Consider the following 17,483-nt stretch of genomic DNA (forward strand, 5'->3'; position numbering starts at 1 on the left):
TGTTAGCCTGAGGACGATCCCCGAGGAGGACCTGTGACCCAGGCCGATTTCGTCGTCGTCGCGAACCGACTGCCCGTCGACCGCACCCCCGATGGAGAGGGATGGAGGCGCTCGCCAGGCGGACTCGTGACCGCCCTCGAACCTGTCATGCGCAGCGCCGACGGTGCGTGGGTGGGGTGGGCGGGGCAGGCCGACGTCGACGTCGAGCCGTTCGAGTTCGACGACATGCACCTCGTTCCCGTCACGCTCTCGGCCGCGGACGTGCAGCTGTACTACGAGGGCTTCTCGAACGACACCATCTGGCCGCTGTACCACGACGTGATCTCGCCGCCCACCTATAAGCGCGCGTGGTGGGACGCCTACGTCAAGGTCAACAAGCGCTTCGCCGACGCGGCCGCCGCGGTCGCGGCCGAGGGCGGAATCGTCTGGGTGCAGGACTACCAGCTGCAGCTCGTGCCGAAGCTGCTCCGGGAGCTGCGCTCCGACGTCACGATCGGTTACTTCCACCACATACCGTTCCCGGCCTACGGCCTCTACTCGCAGCTGCCGTGGCGCAAGCAGGTGCTCGAAGGTCTGCTCGGCGCCGACGTCATCGGCTTCCAGCGCGTGGCCGACGCGGGCAACTTCGCGCGCGCCGTTCGCCGCCAGTTGCGCTACGAGACGAAGGCCAGCGGCATCCTGGTGCCCGACGCCGAGGGCGGCACGCGCGTGGCCCTGGCGAAGGCGTTCCCCATCTCGATCGACGCGGAGTCCTACATCGAGCTGGCCCAGCGGCCCGACATCCAGCAGCGCGCCAAAGAGATCCGCGAGGGACTCGGCAATCCCCGCAAGATCCTTCTCGGCGTCGACCGGCTCGACTACACGAAGGGCATCCGCCACCGCCTCAAGGCGTGGGGCGAAGTCCTCGAAGACGGCCGCGCGACGGTCGAGGACGCCACCCTCGTGCAGGTCGCGAGCCCCAGCCGCGAGCGCGTCGACGCCTACGTGCAGCTGCGTGACGAGATCGAGATGACGGTCGGGCGCATCAACGGCGATTACGACACCACCACGCACACCGCGATCCGCTACCTGCACCAGTCCTATCCGCGCGAAGAGATGGTGGCGCTGTTCCTCGCCGCCGACGTGATGCTCGTCACCGCGCTGCGCGACGGCATGAACCTCGTCGCCAAGGAGTACGTCGCCAGCCGCATCGACAACCGCGGCGTGCTCGTGCTGAGCGAGTTCGCCGGCGCCGCCGACGAGATGGGCAGTGCACTGCTCATCAACCCGCACGACATCGACGGGCTCAAGGACGCCATCATCCGCGCGGTCGACATGCCCGCGGCCGAGCAGGGACGGCGGATGCGAACTCTGCGACGGCGCGTTCGCGAGCATGACGTCGAGGACTGGTCACGCGGCTTCCTCGAGGCGCTGTCGGTGTTCCACGATCGCTCGTCCCGCGCGGCGGCCGCCGAGATCGAGGCGAAAGCCGACGACGTCGAGGGGGATGCCGGATGACCGCCGCCGACGCGACGGTCGAGGCGGTCGCCACCACCGACACCCTCCTCATCGCCCTCGACTTCGACGGCACGCTGTCGCCGCTGGTCGACGAACCGATGTCGGCGCGCATGACGCCGGAGGCACGTGCGGTCGTCGATGAGCTCGCCGCGCTGCCGCGCACGGTGGTCGCACTGGTCTCGGGTCGCTCGCTCGGGCACCTGCGCGAGATCTCCGAGCATGCCGACGACTCGCCGGTCTGGCTCGCGGGCTCGCATGGCGCGCAGTTCTGGGTGCCGGGCGTCGGCGTGGAAGAGACCCCCGACGACACCGCCGACCTCGAGCTCCGCGACCGGTTGCAGCGGGAGGCGACGACCGGCACGCGTGAGATGGACGGTGTGTGGATCGAGCCGAAGGAATACGGCCTCGGCGTGCACACGCGCACCGCGGATGCCGAGACGGCCCGTGCTGCGCGCGACCTCGTCGACGCACTGGTGACCCGCGCGGCGCCGGCCTGGCGTCGACGGACGGGCCACGACATCCTCGAGTTCGCGTTCCGTCACGAGGGGAAGGACTCCGCGATCGCGCGGCTCCGCGATCGTGTGGGAGCGTCGGCGGTGCTCTTCGCCGGCGACGACGTCACCGATGAAGACGCGTTGCGGTCGCTCGATGCGGGAGACCTCGGCGTCCGCGTCGGCGGGGGAGCGACGGCGGCGAGTTTGAGGGTCGACGACATCGCCGCGTTCGTCGCCGTGCTGGAGGATGTGGTGCGCCTGCGCCGAGCGCACGGCGCGTGATCGGCGCGTGCGCCGGTCCACAGCCGCATCCGCGGTACCTGGCCGCTCCTGCACACGGCGGTTAATCGGCCGTTCATCGCCCGTGGCGCATCGGGGGGACGTGTGCGCGCAATAGACTTCGAGGATGCCCGCACCGCAGAATCCGAACACCGGCGAGTTCGACATCAAGCCCCGCAGTCGCGTCATCACCGATGGCATCGAAGCCACGACCTCGCGCGGCATGCTCCGCGGCGTCGGCATGGGCGACGACGACTGGGACAAGCCCCAGATCGGCATCGCGTCGAGCTGGAACGAGATCACCCCCTGCAACCTCAGTCTCGACCGGTTGGCGCAGGGCGCCAAGGAGGGCGTGCACTCCGGCGGCGGGTACCCGCTGCAGTTCGGCACCATCTCCGTCTCCGACGGCATCTCGATGGGCCACGAGGGCATGCACTTCTCCCTCGTCTCGCGTGAGGTCATCGCCGACAGCGTCGAGACCGTCATGATGGCCGAGCGCCTCGACGGCTCCGTCCTGCTCGCCGGCTGCGACAAGTCGATCCCCGGCATGCTCATGGCCTCGGCTCGCCTCGACCTCTCGAGCGTCTTCCTCTACGCCGGATCGATCGCCCCCGGTTGGGTGAAGCTGTCCGACGGCACCGAGAAAGAGATCACGATCATCGACTCCTTCGAAGGAGTCGGCGCGTGCCTCGCTGGCCGCATGAGCGAGGCCGACCTCAAGCGCATCGAGTGCTCCTTCGCCCCCGGCGAAGGCGCCTGCGGCGGCATGTACACGGCCAACACGATGGCGTCGGTGGCCGAGGCGCTCGGTCTCAGCCTCCCCGGATCGGCCGCCCCGCCGTCGGCCGACCGTCGTCGCGACTACTTCGCCCACCGCTCGGGTGAGGCCGTGGTCAACCTGCTGCGCCAGGGCATCACCACCCGCCACATCCTCACCAAAGAGGCGTTCGAGAACGCCATCGCCCTGGCCATGGCTCTCGGTGGCTCGACGAACGTCGTGCTGCACCTGCTCGCCATCGCGCGCGAGGCCGAGGTCGAGCTCTCGCTGCACGACTTCAACCGCATCGGCGACAAGACGCCGCACGTCGCCGACATGAAGCCGTTCGGCAAGTACGTCATGAACGACGTCGACCGCCAGGGCGGCATCCCGGTCATCATGAAGGCGATGCTCGACGAGGGACTCCTGCACGGCGACGCGCTCACCGTCACGGGCAAGACGCTCGCCGAGAACCTCGCCGATCTGAACCCCGACCCCATCGACGGCACGGTCATCCACACCTTCGACAACCCGATCCACGCGACGGGCGGCATCACGATCCTGCACGGCTCGATGGCACCCGAGGGTGCGGTCGTGAAGTCGGCGGGCTTCGACGGGAACGTCTTCGAGGGACCGGCCCGTGTGTTCGAGCGCGAGCGCGCCGCCATGGACGCCCTCGAGGCGGGTCAGATCCGGGCCGGTGACGTCGTCGTCATCCGCTACGAGGGCCCCAAGGGCGGTCCCGGCATGCGCGAGATGCTCGCCATCACGGCGGCCATCAAGGGCGCGGGGCTCGGAAAAGATGTACTACTCTTGACGGACGGTCGATTCTCAGGCGGCACAACCGGACTGTGCATCGGCCACATAGCTCCCGAAGCGGTGGACGCAGGTCCCATCGCCTTCGTGCGCGATGGTGATCTGATACGGGTCGATATCGCCGCTCGCACTCTCGACTTGATCGTCGAGACGGACGAGCTGAGTTCCCGCCGCGAAGGCTGGGAACCGCTTCCCCCGCGCTATACCCGTGGCGTTCTGGCCAAGTACTCCAAGCTCGTGCACTCCGCCGCGGAGGGCGCGGTCACGGGCTGACGGCCGTCCCCCTTCTCACCTTCTCCTGGTTCTCGAGGTACTCCCATGTCCATCGATTCCCCCACCGCGGCCATTCCCCGGCCGCCCGCTCGCACCGCACCGGCGCCCGTGATGACGGGCGCGCAGGCGGTCGTCCGCTCGCTCGATCTGCTGGGTGTGACCGATGTGTTCGGCCTGCCCGGCGGCGCGATCATGCCCGTCTACGACCCGCTCATGGACGACGAGAACGTCCGCCACATCCTCGTGCGCCACGAGCAGGGTGCCGGCCACGCGGCCGAGGGGTACGCGGCGGCGTCGGGACGCGTCGGCGTTGCCATCGCCACGTCCGGTCCCGGCGCGACCAACCTCGTCACCGCGATCGCCGACGCCTATATGGACTCGGTGCCGCTGGTGTGCATCACCGGCCAGGTGTTCTCCACCCTCATGGGCACCGATGCCTTCCAGGAAGCCGACATCGTCGGCATCACGATGCCCATCACCAAGCACTCCTTCCTGGTGAAGTCGGCCGACGAGATCCCCGGCGCGATCGCCGCGGCGTTCGAGATCGCGTCCACCGGCCGTCCCGGTCCCGTGCTGGTCGACATCACCAAGGACGCGCAGCAGGCCGAGGCGCCCTTCGTGTGGCCGCCCAAGATCGACCTGCCCGGTTACCGTCCGGTGACCAAGGCGCACGGCAAGCAGATCCAGGCGGCGGCCCATCTGCTGACCACGGCCAAGAAGCCCGTCCTCTACGTCGGCGGCGGCGCGATCCGCTCGAACGCGTCGGCCGAGCTCAAGGTGCTCGCCGAAGCTACCGGCGCCCCCGTGGTCACCACGCTCATGGCGCGGGGAGCCTTCCCCGACTCGCACGAGCAGCACCTCGGCATGCCGGGCATGCACGGCACGGTGCCCGCCGTGCTCGCCCTGCAGGAGAGCGACCTCATCGTCTCGCTCGGTGCCCGCTTCGACGATCGCGTCACCGGCAAGGCGGCGTTGTTCGCCCCGAATGCGCAGGTGGTGCACGTCGACATCGACCCCGCCGAGATCTCCAAGATCCGCACCGCAGACGTGCCGATCGTCGGCGACCTGCGCGAGGTCCTCATCGACCTCGAGGCTGCCTTCCGCGCGGCCGACGCCGAGAACGCGCACGACTACGCCGAGTGGTGGACCTACCTGAACGGTCTGCGCGAGGAGTTCCCCCTCGGCTACACGCCCACCACCGACGGGCTCCTCTCGCCGCAGTACGTCATCCAGCGCATCGGCGAGATGACCGGTCCCGAGGGCGTGTACGCGTCGGGAGTCGGTCAGCACCAGATGTGGGCAGCGCAGTTCATCAAGTACGAGCGCCCCAACGCGTGGCTGAACTCCGGCGGTGCCGGCACCATGGGTTACGCCGTGCCCGCGGCCATGGGCGCCAAGGTCGCTCAGCCCGAGCGCGCCGTGTGGGCGATCGACGGCGACGGATGCTTCCAGATGACCAACCAGGAGCTTGCGACCTGCGTCATCAACGACATCCCCATCAAGGTCGCGATCATCAACAACTCGTCGCTCGGCATGGTGCGCCAGTGGCAGACGCTGTTCTTCGACGGCCGCCACTCCAACACCGACCTGAACACCGGCCACGGCACGCGTCGCATCCCCGACTTCGTCAAGCTGGCGGAGGCGTACGGGTGCCTGGGCATCCGCGTCGAGAAGGAAGACGAGATCGACGCCGCCATCCAGCTCGCGCTCGACACCAACGACCGCCCCGTCGTGATCGACTTCGTCGTGAGCGCCGACGCGATGGTGTGGCCGATGGTGCCGCAGGGCGTCAGCAACAGCTACGTCCAGTACGCGCGCGATCACTCGCCCACCTTCAACGAGGAGGAGGACTGAGATGTCTCGTCACGTTCTGAGCCTCCTGGTCGAGGACAAACCCGGTCTGCTCACCCGCGTCGCGGGCCTCTTCGCCCGCCGCGGCTTCAACATCGAGTCGCTCGCGGTCGGGGTGACCGAGGTGCCCGGACTCTCGCGCATCACGGTCGTCGTCGACGTCGAAGGGCTTCCGCTCGAGCAGGTGACCAAGCAGCTGAACAAGCTCATCAACGTCATCAAGATCGTCGAACTCGACCCCGCGGCATCCGTGCAGCGCGAGCACGTGCTCGTGAAGGTGCGCGCCGACAACGCCACGCGCTCGAACGTGGTCGAGGTGGTCAACCTGTTCCGCGCCTCGGTCGTCGACTACGCCCCCGACGCCATGGTCATCGAGATCACGGGCGACTCGGGCAAGGTCGGGGCGTTCCTCAAAGCCATCGAGCCGTTCGGCGTGAAGGAGCTCGCGCAGTCGGGCCTGCTCGCCGTCGGCCGCGGCGGCAAGAGCATCACCGAACGCGTCCTGCGCGGCTGAACCGGTCGGTCTCCGCGCCCGTCCACGGGGCTCACGCCCCGAACCACGTCGGTCCCCGCGCCTGTCGGAAGGTCTGACACCCCGAATCACATCGGTCCCCGAACCTGTCGAAGGGTCCGACCCCGAACTCCACTCGTCCACACACCCCGGTCCCTTCGACAAGCTCAGGGACCTGAATCCAAGGAGAACATCCCCATGGCAGAGATCTTCTACGACGACGACGCCGACCTCTCGATCATCCAGGGCAAGAAGGTCGCGATCGTCGGCTACGGCTCCCAGGGTCACGCCCACGCGCAGAACCTGCGCGACTCCGGCGTCGAGGTCGTCATCGCCCTCAAGGACGGCTCCAAGTCGGCCGCCAAGGCGCAGGAAGACGGCTTCGAGGTCAAGAGCGTCGCCGACGCGGCCGAGTGGGCCGACCTCATCATGATCCTCGCGCCCGACCAGCACCAGCGGTCGATCTTCGCCGACTCCATCAAGGACAAGCTCACCGAGGGCAAGACGCTCGCCTTCGCGCACGGCTTCAACATCCGCTTCGGCTACATCGACGCCCCCGAGGGTGTCGACGTGATCCTCGTCGCCCCGAAGGCTCCCGGCCACACCGTGCGTCGCGAATACGTCGCCGGTCGCGGCATCCCCGACATCATCGCCGTCGAGAGCGACGCCTCGGGCACGGCCTGGGACACCGCCCTTTCGTACGCGAAGGCCATCGGCGGCACCCGCGCCGGCGTCATCAAGACGACCTTCACCGAAGAGACCGAGACCGACCTCTTCGGCGAGCAGGCCGTTCTCTGCGGCGGCATGAGCCACCTCGTGCAGTACGGCTTCGAGACCCTCGTCGAGGCCGGCTACCAGCCCCAGATCGCTTACTTCGAGGTCCTGCACGAGCTCAAGCTCATCGTCGACCTCATGTGGGAGGGCGGCATCGCCAAGCAGCGCTGGTCGATCTCCGACACGGCCGAGTACGGCGACTACGTCTCGGGCCCCCGCGTCATCTCGCCCGAGGTCAAGACGAGCATGCAGGCCGTCCTCGCCGACATCCAGTCGGGCGCGTTCGCGAAGCGCTTCATCGACGACCAGGACAACGGCGCCACCGAGTTCCTCGAGCTCCGCGAGAAGGAGCAGGGTCACCCCATCGAGGCGACCGGCAAGGAGCTCCGCGGCCTGTTCGCGTGGAAGCAGCAGGACACCGACTACGTCGAGGGTTCGGCCGCGCGCTGAGTCTCGTCTCTCGAACGCCCCGGGACCTCGCGGTTCCGGGGCGTTCGGCGTCTCCGCGGGGCGTGTCGGTTCCGGATGCCGCGGACTCGGCCTCGGCGGGGCGCGCCCCCGCGGTGGGGGGACGCCGCTAGCGTTGTCGCGTGAGCACTCCGCGCGATGACGACGCCCTCTCCTGGGGCGGTGACGACGACCCGACGCTCGACGTCGGCGAGAAGGCCGCGCCGGGACGCGCCGCTGCTGCGGCGTCCGAGCCCGACTCGACGCCTGCCGACGTCGCGGATCCCCGCGGCCCCGAGCCCCTGCAGACCGTCCCCGAGCCCCTGCAGCCCCGTTCGTCCTCCGCCGCGCCGACCGCCCGGCATCCGGAGGCCGACGACATCGAGTCCGATGACGACGAACCGGACGCCGCTCACCCGAGGCCGCTGGGCAACGCCGGCCTGATCGGCATCGGCATGGTCGCCGCCACCTTCCTGCTGTTCGCCGTCGGGTGGCTCGTCGCCGGCCTCCAGCTGCAGGGGCTGGGATTGCCGATCCCGGCGGTCACCCTCATCGCCCTGACGATCGGCGCGGCTCTCGCCCCCCTCGTGTGGTTCGTCGCGGTGCTCGCGCTGACCCGGTCGTGGCGCACCTGGCAGCGTTTCCTCCTGCTGATCCTCGGGATCGTGCTCCTCGTCCCCTGGCCCTTCCTCTCGTTGGGAGCCTTCGCATGAGCGAGACCGTGCGCACCCGTCATCTCCCCACGTGGCTGGTGGTGACGATCGCCGGAGTGTTCGGTCTGTTCTACGCCTACGTCGTGTGGAGCTCGGTCGCGTTGCTCGTCCAGCAAGTGAACGGGCCTCTGGGCCTCAACGGACTGGGGTGGTTCGTCTACATCCTGCCCATCGTGTTCCCGCTCATCGCGTTCGGCGTGGCCTTCGCGATCGGAGCGCGACGCCGTGCGGGGGAGTTCGCCATCGTGCTGCTCGCCGGGTTGACGGTGTCGGCGGCGTTCTGGCTGGCGATCGTCGGCTACGGAACGACCTCCTACGGCCTGTACGGGGGCTGAAGCCGCGCATCGGCGGCCCCGTGGCTCGGCCCGGCCGGGACGATCTCCTCGTTGCGTCGACAGCGGCCCCGGGGTCCGGCATCCGTCCTGCACCGTCACACGGTCGGGCGCATCCTCGCCTCCGCGCTAGGCTGGCAGACGGCCCGCACGGGTCGCGCGCCCGGCTCGCGCCGGTGGTGCGCGGCGGTGCGCGCCAGTCCCCAGCACCGTTTCGAAGGACGCATCCGTGACGAAGCCCGTCGTGCTCATCGCCGAAGAACTCTCTCCCGCCACGATCGACGCGCTCGGCCCCGACTTCGACGTGCGCAACGTCGACGGGACCGACCGCTCCGCGCTGCTCTCGGCCCTCGCCGACGCTCACGCGGTGCTGGTGCGCTCGGCCACCCAGATCGACGCCGAGGCCCTCGCCGCCGCTCCGTCGCTGAAGGTGGTCGCCCGCGCCGGCGTCGGCCTCGACAACGTCGACATCAAGTCGGCCACGGCGGCCGGCGTCATGGTCGTCAACGCCCCCACCTCGAACATCATCTCGGCCGCCGAGCTCACCGTCGGGCACGTGCTCAGCCTCGCCCGTCGCATCCCCGCCGCCCACTCCTCGCTCGCGCAGGGTCTGTGGAAACGCAGCTCGTTCACGGGCACCGAGCTGTTCGAGAAGACGATCGGCATCATCGGTCTCGGCCGAATCGGCGCGCTCATCGCCGCCCGCCTGCAGGCCTTTGACATGCGCGTCATCGCCTACGACCCCTACGTCACGGCCGCTCGGGCCCAGCAGCTCGGCGTCCAGCTCGTCTCGCTCGACGAACTGCTCGAACAGAGCGACTTCGTGACCATCCACATGCCGAAGACACCCGAGACCACGGGCATGATCGGCACCGAGCAGCTGCGCCGCCTGAAGAAGAGCGCGTACGTCATCAACGTCGCGCGCGGGGGACTCATCGACGAGAACGCGCTCTTCGAGGCGCTCACCACGGGCGAGATCGCCGGGGCGGGCCTCGACGTGTTCTCCACCGAGCCGCCCGCGCAGGATGGCCCGGCGCGCCGTCTGCTCGACCTGCCGAACGTCGTGGTCACCCCGCACCTCGGTGCCAGCACCGAAGAGGCGCAGGAGAAGGCCGGCGTCTCGGTCGCTCGCTCGGTCAAGCTCGCGCTGGAGGGCGACCTCGTTCCGGATGCCGTGAACGTCGCGGGCGGCGCGATCGATCCCTTCGTGCGCCCCGGTATCGCGCTGGTCGAGATGCTGGGCCAGTTCTTCAGCGGCCTCGCCGACAGCGCGCTCACGAGCCTCGACATCGAGGTGCGCGGCGAGCTCGCGCAGTACGACGTCAGCGTCTACCGACTCGCGGCGCTCAAGGGCTACTTCAGCCGGATCGTCAGCGAGAGCGTCTCGTACGTCAACGCACCCTTGTTCGCCGAGCAGCGCGGCGTCGAGGCGCGCCTGGTCGTCGAGGCCGAGAGCCCGCTGTACCGCAACATCACGATCCTGCGCGGCACCCTGGCCGACGGCTCCACCCTGACGGTCGCCGGCACCCTCGCGGGCACGCGCATGGTGCCCAAGGTCGTCTCGATCAACGGCTACGACATCGAGGTGCCCATCGAGAAGCACCACCTCGTCATGCGCTACGCCGACCGCCCCGGCATCGTCGCGATCTACGGCCAGAAGCTGGGCGAGGCGGGCATCAACATTGCCGGCCTCCAGGTGGCGGCTCCGGATGCCACGGGCCGGGCGCTCTCCGTGCTCACGGTGGACTCTCCGGTGCCCGACGACATCCTCGGCGCCATGCGCGAGGCCGTGGGCGCCGACCTGTTCCGACAGATCGACATCGTCGAGGACTGACGACCGGGAGGTCGTGGGGGAGGGGGTCGCTGCGGCGGCCCTCTCCTCCTCGTTTTCGTATCTATCGGCCCGGGAGTCCTGGCTTTGGTATGGGTGGTGGCGCGGGCGTGATGGTGAGTCGCGCGCGTACCCGCGGTCGAGTCAGGTGGTCGCGGCGACCACCGCGGCGATCAACCGGTCGAGGTCGGCGCCCCCGAGCTGCGGCCCGGGCACGGCGTTGAGGTCGAGCACCGCGTTGAAGTAGAGACCGTCGCTGACCAGCAGCACCATCTGCAGGGCGGTCTCGTCCCGCGTGTGCGCGCGGAGGCTGTCTTCCCAGAGCTCGCGGACGCGCCGGAGAGAGGCGGATGCCGCATCGTTGCCGTTCTGCGCCAGGCGCGACACCGCGAGGATCGTCACGTCGAGGGGTGAACCGGTGTTCTGAGAGGAGCGCAGGTGCGCGGCGACGACGCCCTCGTCGGACTCTTCGATCTCTGCGACGTCCTCTTGGGCGAGCCGCTCTAGGCGTTCGACCAGGGCCGACTCGAGGGCGCTCTTCGAGCTGAAGTGGTAGAGCAGCCCGCCCTTGGACACGCCCGCGGTGCGCGCGGTGGCATCCATCGTCGCGGCACGCTCGCCCTCGTCGACGAGGATGCGCGTGAACGCATCGAGGACGGCATCGCGGGCGAGTGGGGGACGGCTCATGGCTTATCGATCGTACGTGCGGATGGATGGCTTCGTCTGATACTATACCGGCTGGACGGTTTAGAAACGGAACGGAATCATGCTCACCTCGTCGTTGCCCACTCAAGAGATCAACGTGCCCTGCGCCGGGTGGCGCGGATGGTTCGCGCTGGCGGTGCTCATGCTGCCCGTGCTGCTGGTCTCGGTCGACAACACGGTGCTGAGTTTCGCGCTGCCCGAGATCGCCCTCGACCTGCAGCCCTCGAGCGTCGAGCAGCTGTGGATCATCGACGTGTACCCGCTCGTCCTCGCAGGCCTGCTGGTGACGATGGGAACGCTCGGCGACCGGTTCGGTCGTAAGCGCCTCCTGCTGGTCGGCGCCACGGGATTCGCCGCCGTGTCGGCCCTCTCGGCGTTTGCTCCGACCGCGGTGCTGCTCATCGCCGGCCGCGCCCTGATGGGCGTCTTCGGTGCCATGCTCATGCCGTCGACCCTGTCGCTGCTGCGCAGCATCTTCCGCGACCGTGACGAGCGACGCTTCGCCATTGCGATCTGGGCGTCAGGCTTCTCGGCGGGTGCCGCGCTCGGGCCCATCGTCGGCGGTTTCCTGCTCGAGCACTTCTCCTGGGGGTCGGTGTTCCTCATGGCGGTGCCCGTCCTCGTGCCGCTGCTCGTCCTTGCTCCGTTCTTCGTGCCCGAGAGCCGCGACCCGGCTCCCGGCCGGTTCGACGCGGTGAGCGTCGTACTGTCGCTGGCGACGATGGTGCCGATCGTCTACGGCATCAAGAAGCTCGCGGTCGAGGGCCCCCTATCGCTCGCTCCCGTCCTGTTCGTCGTGGGTGTCGTCTTCGGATGGCTGTTCGTGCGCCGGCAGAACCGTGCGGCCGCACCCATGCTCGACATGTCCCTTTTCCGTCGCGGCACCTTCTCGGGCGCCATCCTGGTCAATCTGCTGAGCGTCGTCGGTCTGGTCGGCTTCCTCTACTTCGTCGCGCAGCACCTCCAGCTCGTCGTCGGCCTCTCCCCGATGGTCGCGGGCTTCGCTCTCGTGCCGGGCCTCGCGTTGATGATCGTGTCGGGGCTCGCGGTGGTTCCCGTCGCCAAGCGGTTCGCGCCGCGCGTCGTGGTGCCGGTGGCTCTCGCGTTCTCCGTGGTGGCGTACATCATGGTCGCCCTCTCGACCGCCGACCTCGTGCAACTGATCGTCGCCTTCGCGCTGCTGGGCATCGGCATCGGAGCGGCCGAGACCGTGTCGAATGAGCTCATCCTCTCCAGCGCCCCCTCGGCCAAGGCGGGCGCCGCCAGCGCCGTCTCCGAGACCGCGTACGAAGTGGGCGCGGTGCTCGGCACAGCGGTGCTCGGCGGCATCCTCGCGGCCTTCTATCGCACGCAGCTCGTGTTGCCTGAAGGGCTCTCGGCGGTCGCGGCCGACGCGTCGCGCGAAACGCTCGCGGGGGCGGTGGCGGTGTCGAACACGCTCGACGACCCCGCGCTGGCGGAGTCGTTGCGCCTCGCGGCGGCGCACGCCTTCGACTCCGGTGTGGTGGTGACCGCCTTGATCGGTGCGGCGCTGATCGTCGTGGCCGCGGTGATCGCTGCCGCTACCCTGGGAGGAACCCGCAGCACGTCCAAGAAGTGACGTGCCCCGAGCTCTGAGGAGAGCGATGTCGCGTGTCGTGAAGCTGGCCGTCATCCCCGGTGACGGCATCGGTCCCGAGGTCGTCACCGAGGCCGTGAAGATCCTCGACGCCGTCACCGCCGCGTCGGACGTGTCGTTCGAGAAGACACCGTTCTCCCTCGGCGCCGCCCGCTACCTCGAGACCGGTGACACCCTCACCGACGACGACCTCTCCGCGATCGCGGCGCACGACGCCATCCTGCTGGGTGCCGTCGGTGGAGTTCCCGGTGACCCCCGCCTCAAGGACGCGAACATCGAGCGCGGTCTGCTGCTGAAGCTGCGCTTCGAGCTCGACCATTACGTCAACCTCCGCCCGTCGAAGCTCTATCCCGGCGCGACGGGTCCCCTGGCGGATCCCAGTGACATCGACTTCGTCGTCGTCCGCGAGGGCACCGAGGGTCCCTACGTCGGCAACGGCGGTTCGATCCGCCGCGGCACGGCGCACGAGGTCGCCAACGAGACCTCCGTCAACACCGCGTACGGCGTCGAGCGCGTCGTGCGCTACGCCTTCGCCCTCGCCGAGCGGCGACGTCACAAGCTGACCCTCGTGCACAAGACCAACGTGCTCGTCCACGCCGGCGGTATGTGGAAGCGGATCGTGGATGCCGTGGCATCCGAGTTCCCGGGGGTCGACGTAGACTACCTGCACGTCGACGCGGCAACGATCTTCCTGGTCACGAACCCGGGCCGATTCGACGTGATCGTCACCGATAACCTCTTCGGCGACATCTTGACCGACTTGGCCGGCGCCGTCACCGGAGGCATCGGCCTCGCCGCATCGGGCAACATCAACCCCGACGGCGCGTTCCCCTCGATGTTCGAGCCCGTTCACGGATCGGCGCCCGACATCGCGGGTACCCAGAAGGCCGACCCCACGGCCGCGATCCTCTCCGTCGCCCTCCTGCTCGATCACCTCGGGCTCACCGACGAGGCCGCACGCGTCACCCGCGCGGTCGAGGACGACATCGCGAGCCGCGTCGGCGCCCGCACCACCGCGCAGGTCGGTGACGCCATCGCCGAACGCGTCCAGGCGTAACCTGGACCGATCGGCCCGCATCACCCCCGTGCATCGAACAGTTTTGGACCCCAGATGACCACCATCGACACCGACCCCGACACCGGACTCGACCCGCTCGAGTTCGCCGTCACCCGCAACCTCGCGGCCAAGAGCAACGCCGACCGCGACGCCATCCTCGCCAGCCCCGGCTTCGGGCAGAGCTTCACCGACCACATGGTCGACATCTGCTGGTCGGTCCGCGGCGGCTGGCACCGCCCGCGCGTCTCGCCGTACGGCCCCATCTCCCTCGACCCGGCTGCGGCCGTCCTGCACTACGGGCAGGAGATCTTCGAGGGCATCAAGGCCTATCGCCACGCCGACGGCTCGGTTCACACGTTCCGTCCCGACCAGAACGGGCGGCGCCTGCAGCGGTCGGCCCGCCGTCTGGCGCTTCCCGAACTGCCGGTGCCGTACTTCCTGCAGGCGCTGCGCGAACTCATCGCTGTCGACGGTGCATGGGTTCCCTCCGGCGAAGACCAGAGCCTGTACCTGCGGCCCTTCATGTTCGCGAAAGAGGCCTTCCTCGGTGTGCGCCCCGCCCACAAGGTGGCCTTCTACGTGATCGCGAGTCCCGCGGGCGCCTACTTCAAGGGCGGCGTGAAGCCCGTCTCGATCTGGCTGAGCGAGGACTACTCGCGCGCCGGCAAGGGCGGCACGGGGGCGGCCAAGACCGGTGGCAACTACGCCGCCAGTCTGCTCCCGCAGTCCGAGGCGTACGAGAACGAGTGCGACCAGGTCGTGTTCCTCGACCAGGACCGCAATGTCGAGGAGCTCGGCGGCATGAACGTCGTGTTCGTCTACAAAGACGGCACCATCGTCACCCCGCAGTCCGACTCGATCCTCGAGGGCATCACCCGCGACTCGCTCCTGCAGCTGGCGCGTGACCGCGGCCATCACGTCGAGGGGCGCAACGTCTCGCTGACGGAATGGCGCGAGGGTGTGGCATCCGGAGACATCGTCGAGGTGTTCGCCTGCGGTACCGCCGCCGTCGTCACCCCCATCGGCACGCTCAAGGGTCGCGACTTCATCGACGAGCAGCCCACGGGCACCCTCGCCCTCGAGTTGCGCGAAGAGCTGACGAACATCCAGTACGGTCGCGCGGAAGACAAGCACGGCTGGTTGTACAGACTCGACGCCTGACGCGTCGCACACGGAGGGGCTCCCGGATGCCGGGGGTCCCTCCGTCTTTGTCCGTCGGGGGCAGCCTCATGAGTGTCGAAAAACGCGATCCGCAGGGGGAAACGCGTTGGTTCGGCGTTTCTTCGTGCGGATGCCGTTTCTCGCGGCTGGCGCAGCGGTCGAGCCGTGCGACGCGGGGGGTGCTGCGGCACGGGCGTTGAGCGGCATCCGGTGCGGCCCGCATCGCGCAGGCGCCGTCCGGACGGTGCGCCAGCGGCGGGGAGGCCGGACCGCCCTCACGGTGAGTGTCGGACCCCGCGGATAGGCTGAGCCGGTGAAGATCGCACGATTCAGCCACCAGGATGCCATTCGCTACGGGATCGTCGACGACGGCGAACTCGTCGTTCTCGCCGGCGACCCGATGTTCTCCGGGTTCGACACCACGGGGGAACGGGTGCCTCTCACCGAGGCCGCCCTGCTCGCCCCGGTGATCCCGCGCTCCAAGGTCGTGTGCATCGGCAAGAACTACCGCGATCACGCCGCCGAGATGGGAAGCGAGGCGCCCGCCGAACCGTTGATGTTCCTCAAGCCGAACACGTCGGTCATCGGCCCGGGCGACACGATCGTGCGCCCCACGGCACCGAGCTCTCACACCGATTACGAGGGCGAGCTCGCCGTCGTCATCGGCCGCGTCGCCAAGAACGTCCCCGCCGAGCGCGCGAGCGACTACATCCTCGGCTACACCGTCGCCAACGACGTCACCGCGCGCGATCTGCAGCGCAGCGACGGGCAGTGGTCCCGCGCCAAGGGCTTCGACACGTTCTGCCCCGTCGGACCGGTCATCGAGACCGACCTCGACCTCGACGCGGCCGTCATCACCACGCGGGTCAATGGCGAGGTGCGTCAGAACGGCCCCGTCTCCGACATGATCCACGGCATCCCGGCACTCATCGCCTACGCGTCGGCGGTGTTCACGCTGCTGCCCGGAGACCTGATCCTCACGGGCACCCCCGCGGGCATCGGGTCTTTCGACGCGGGCGACACGATCGAGGTCGAGATCGAGGGCATCGGGATCCTGCGCAACACCGCGCGCGATGCCTGACATCACGGCACCCGCAGCGGTCGACGTCGTCGCCGCGCAACGACGCACGGTGCGGGTGCTGGCGGCGGGGCAGGTGCTCAGCGGCGTCGCGTTCGGATCGACGCAGTCGCTCGGCGCGCTTCTCGCCGCCGACCTGTCGGGCGAAGAATCGCTCTCGGGATTCGCCACCGCCGCAGTGACCCTCGGGGCAGCCCTGACGGCGATCCCCCTGGCGCGCCTCGCCGCGCGTCGGGGGCGACGGATCGCGTTGACCACCGGCAACGTCTCCGCGCTCGGCGGGATCGCCCTCGTCATCCTGGCGGCCGCGGCGCGATCGTTCCCGTTGCTCCTCGCCGGCATCGCGCTGATCGGCGCAGGTAACGCCGCCACTCTGCAGTCGCGCTTCGCGGCGACCGACCTCTCGACGACGGCCCGACGCGGCCGCGACCTCGCGACAGTGGTCTGGGCGACCACGGTCGGGGGCGTCGTGGGTCCGCTGCTCCTCGCGCCGGGAGAAGTCCTCGGCGCGAGCATCGGCATGCCCCGGCTCACGGGCGCCTACCTCTTCTCGCTCCTCGCCCAGGCGTGCGCGTTCGCGCTGTATGTTCTCGTCCTACGACCAGACCCCCTCCTGCTCGCTCAACGCCTCGACCGCGAGAGAGCGCCGACGGCCCTCCCGACGACCGAGCTCGATCGATCGCGCGTCGCCCGGTTCGCAATGCTCGCGGTCGCGGCCTCCCACGTCACGATGGCCGCCGTGATGGCGATGACACCCGTGCACCTCGCCCACATCGTGGCCCCGGATGCCGTGACCGTCGCCGTCGGAGTCACCATCTCGCTGCACGTGTTCGGGATGTACGGGCTGTCCCCGGTCTTCGGCATCCTCGCCGACCGCGTCGGTCGCCTCCCCGTCATCCTGGTGGGGCAGGGGCTGCTCGCGGCGGCGCTCACCGTCGCGTCGACCGCCGCCGCCTCCCAGGCAGGCGTGCTCATCGCGCTGCTTCTGCTCGGCCTCGGCTGGAGTGCGGCGACCGTCGCCGGCTCGGCCCTGCTCACCGAGGCGACGCCGCTCGCTGCACGGCCTCGACGTCAGGGACGCAGCGACACGCTCATGACCGGCTGCGCCGCCGTCGGGTCGGTGCTCGCAGGACTCATCCTGGGCCTCGTCGGGTACGGCGGTCTCGCGCTCTGGGCGTTCGTGCCCATCGCAATGGTGTGCGCAGGCGCGGTTACGGTGCGCGCGCGTCGACGCTGATCGCCTACCGCGGCCGATGAGGCCGGCGGGCGGTGGGCGCGTGGATCGGCGG

At 69.3% G+C, this 17,483-nt stretch carries 15 protein-coding genes; 14 read left to right on the forward strand and 1 reads right to left on the reverse strand.

What is annotated here, in order from left to right; all coding sequences use genetic code 11:
* The first annotated feature begins 33 nt into the window (after positions 1 to 33).
* From ACTJJP_RS01030 to serA, 9 genes are all read left to right on the forward strand, one after another.
* Complete coding sequence (locus ACTJJP_RS01030; RefSeq protein WP_440773205.1) at positions 34 to 1,497, forward strand: alpha,alpha-trehalose-phosphate synthase (UDP-forming); 1,464 nt, start codon at positions 34 to 36, stop codon at positions 1,495 to 1,497.
* Positions 1,494 to 2,273 carry a trehalose-phosphatase gene (gene otsB, locus ACTJJP_RS01035; protein WP_440773206.1) on the forward strand — a complete coding sequence of 260 codons (780 nt, stop codon included), beginning with the start codon at positions 1,494 to 1,496 and terminating at the stop codon, positions 2,271 to 2,273. The genes ACTJJP_RS01030 and otsB overlap by 4 nt, the downstream gene beginning before the upstream one ends.
* Before the next feature lie 124 nt (positions 2,274 to 2,397).
* Entirely contained in the window at positions 2,398 to 4,116 is a 1,719-nt protein-coding gene (gene ilvD, locus ACTJJP_RS01040) for a dihydroxy-acid dehydratase (protein ID WP_440773207.1), read from the forward strand.
* A 45-nt stretch (positions 4,117 to 4,161) separates the two neighbouring features.
* Positions 4,162 to 5,970 (forward strand): acetolactate synthase large subunit, encoded by a 1,809-nt coding sequence (locus ACTJJP_RS01045; protein ID WP_440773208.1) that lies wholly within the window; start codon positions 4,162 to 4,164, stop codon positions 5,968 to 5,970.
* 1 nt (position 5,971) lies between these two features.
* Entirely contained in the window at positions 5,972 to 6,481 is a 510-nt protein-coding gene (gene ilvN, locus ACTJJP_RS01050; protein ID WP_055953948.1) for an acetolactate synthase small subunit, read from the forward strand.
* A 195-nt stretch (positions 6,482 to 6,676) separates the two neighbouring features.
* Positions 6,677 to 7,702, forward strand: a complete 1,026-nt coding sequence (gene ilvC, locus ACTJJP_RS01055; RefSeq protein ID WP_440773209.1) for a ketol-acid reductoisomerase — start codon at positions 6,677 to 6,679, stop codon at positions 7,700 to 7,702.
* Positions 7,703 to 7,842: 140 nt separating this feature from the next.
* A complete protein-coding gene (locus ACTJJP_RS01060) occupies positions 7,843 to 8,412 on the forward strand; it encodes a DNA polymerase III subunit gamma/tau (RefSeq protein ID WP_440773210.1) in 570 nt (189 codons plus the stop codon).
* Positions 8,409 to 8,747, forward strand: coding sequence for a bacitracin resistance protein (locus ACTJJP_RS01065; RefSeq protein WP_440773211.1), 339 nt, complete (start codon positions 8,409 to 8,411; stop codon positions 8,745 to 8,747). Before ACTJJP_RS01060 ends, ACTJJP_RS01065 begins: the two co-directional genes overlap by 4 nt.
* A gap of 226 nt (positions 8,748 to 8,973) precedes the next feature.
* On the forward strand, positions 8,974 to 10,578 hold the full coding sequence (gene serA / locus ACTJJP_RS01070) for a phosphoglycerate dehydrogenase (RefSeq protein ID WP_440773212.1): 1,605 nt from the start codon (positions 8,974 to 8,976) through the stop codon (positions 10,576 to 10,578).
* Positions 10,579 to 10,719: 141 nt separating this feature from the next.
* Here the strand turns inward: serA and ACTJJP_RS01075 are convergent, their stop codons facing one another.
* The gene (locus ACTJJP_RS01075; protein WP_440773213.1) at positions 10,720 to 11,262 is read right to left on the reverse strand and encodes a TetR/AcrR family transcriptional regulator; all 543 of its coding nucleotides are present in this window, start codon (positions 11,260 to 11,262) and stop codon (positions 10,720 to 10,722) included.
* A gap of 79 nt (positions 11,263 to 11,341) precedes the next feature.
* On the opposite strand from ACTJJP_RS01075, the gene ACTJJP_RS01080 reads away from it, so the two are divergent.
* The 5 genes from ACTJJP_RS01080 (at position 11,342) to ACTJJP_RS01100 (ending at position 17,431) form a co-directional block, all read left to right on the forward strand.
* Positions 11,342 to 12,880, forward strand: coding sequence for an MFS transporter (locus tag ACTJJP_RS01080; RefSeq protein WP_440773214.1), 1,539 nt, complete (start codon positions 11,342 to 11,344; stop codon positions 12,878 to 12,880).
* Positions 12,881 to 12,905: 25 nt separating this feature from the next.
* A complete protein-coding gene (locus tag ACTJJP_RS01085; protein ID WP_440773215.1) occupies positions 12,906 to 13,955 on the forward strand; it encodes a 3-isopropylmalate dehydrogenase in 1,050 nt (349 codons plus the stop codon).
* Between the two features lie 54 nt (positions 13,956 to 14,009).
* Complete coding sequence (locus ACTJJP_RS01090; RefSeq protein WP_440773216.1) at positions 14,010 to 15,116, forward strand: branched-chain amino acid aminotransferase; 1,107 nt, start codon at positions 14,010 to 14,012, stop codon at positions 15,114 to 15,116.
* Between the two features lie 313 nt (positions 15,117 to 15,429).
* A complete protein-coding gene (locus tag ACTJJP_RS01095; protein ID WP_440773217.1) occupies positions 15,430 to 16,197 on the forward strand; it encodes a fumarylacetoacetate hydrolase family protein in 768 nt (255 codons plus the stop codon).
* A complete protein-coding gene (locus tag ACTJJP_RS01100) occupies positions 16,190 to 17,431 on the forward strand; it encodes an MFS transporter (RefSeq protein ID WP_440773218.1) in 1,242 nt (413 codons plus the stop codon). Before ACTJJP_RS01095 ends, ACTJJP_RS01100 begins: the two co-directional genes overlap by 8 nt.
* Positions 17,432 to 17,483 lie beyond the last annotated feature (52 nt).

The organism is Microbacterium sp. 22296 (assembly GCF_052045385.1).
GTDB lineage: Bacteria > Actinomycetota > Actinomycetes > Actinomycetales > Microbacteriaceae > Microbacterium.

Bases quoted from the DNA above. Each gene is read 5' to 3' on its own strand.
- ilvD (WP_440773207.1), top strand. From the start codon at position 2,398: ATGCCCGCACCGCAGAATCCGAACACCGGCGAGTTCGACATCAAGCCC.
- ACTJJP_RS01085 (WP_440773215.1), top strand. From the start codon at position 12,906: ATGTCGCGTGTCGTGAAGCTGGCCGTCATCCCCGGTGACGGCATCGGT.
- ACTJJP_RS01065 (WP_440773211.1), top strand. From the start codon at position 8,409: ATGAGCGAGACCGTGCGCACCCGTCATCTCCCCACGTGGCTGGTGGTG.
- ilvC (WP_440773209.1), top strand. From the start codon at position 6,677: ATGGCAGAGATCTTCTACGACGACGACGCCGACCTCTCGATCATCCAG.
- ilvN (WP_055953948.1), top strand. From the start codon at position 5,972: ATGTCTCGTCACGTTCTGAGCCTCCTGGTCGAGGACAAACCCGGTCTG.
- ACTJJP_RS01100 (WP_440773218.1), top strand. From the start codon at position 16,190: ATGCCTGACATCACGGCACCCGCAGCGGTCGACGTCGTCGCCGCGCAA.
- ACTJJP_RS01075 (WP_440773213.1), bottom strand. From the start codon at position 11,262: ATGAGCCGTCCCCCACTCGCCCGCGATGCCGTCCTCGATGCGTTCACG.
- ACTJJP_RS01090 (WP_440773216.1), top strand. From the start codon at position 14,010: ATGACCACCATCGACACCGACCCCGACACCGGACTCGACCCGCTCGAG.
- ACTJJP_RS01045 (WP_440773208.1), top strand. From the start codon at position 4,162: ATGTCCATCGATTCCCCCACCGCGGCCATTCCCCGGCCGCCCGCTCGC.
- otsB (WP_440773206.1), top strand. From the start codon at position 1,494: ATGACCGCCGCCGACGCGACGGTCGAGGCGGTCGCCACCACCGACACC.
- ACTJJP_RS01080 (WP_440773214.1), top strand. From the start codon at position 11,342: ATGCTCACCTCGTCGTTGCCCACTCAAGAGATCAACGTGCCCTGCGCC.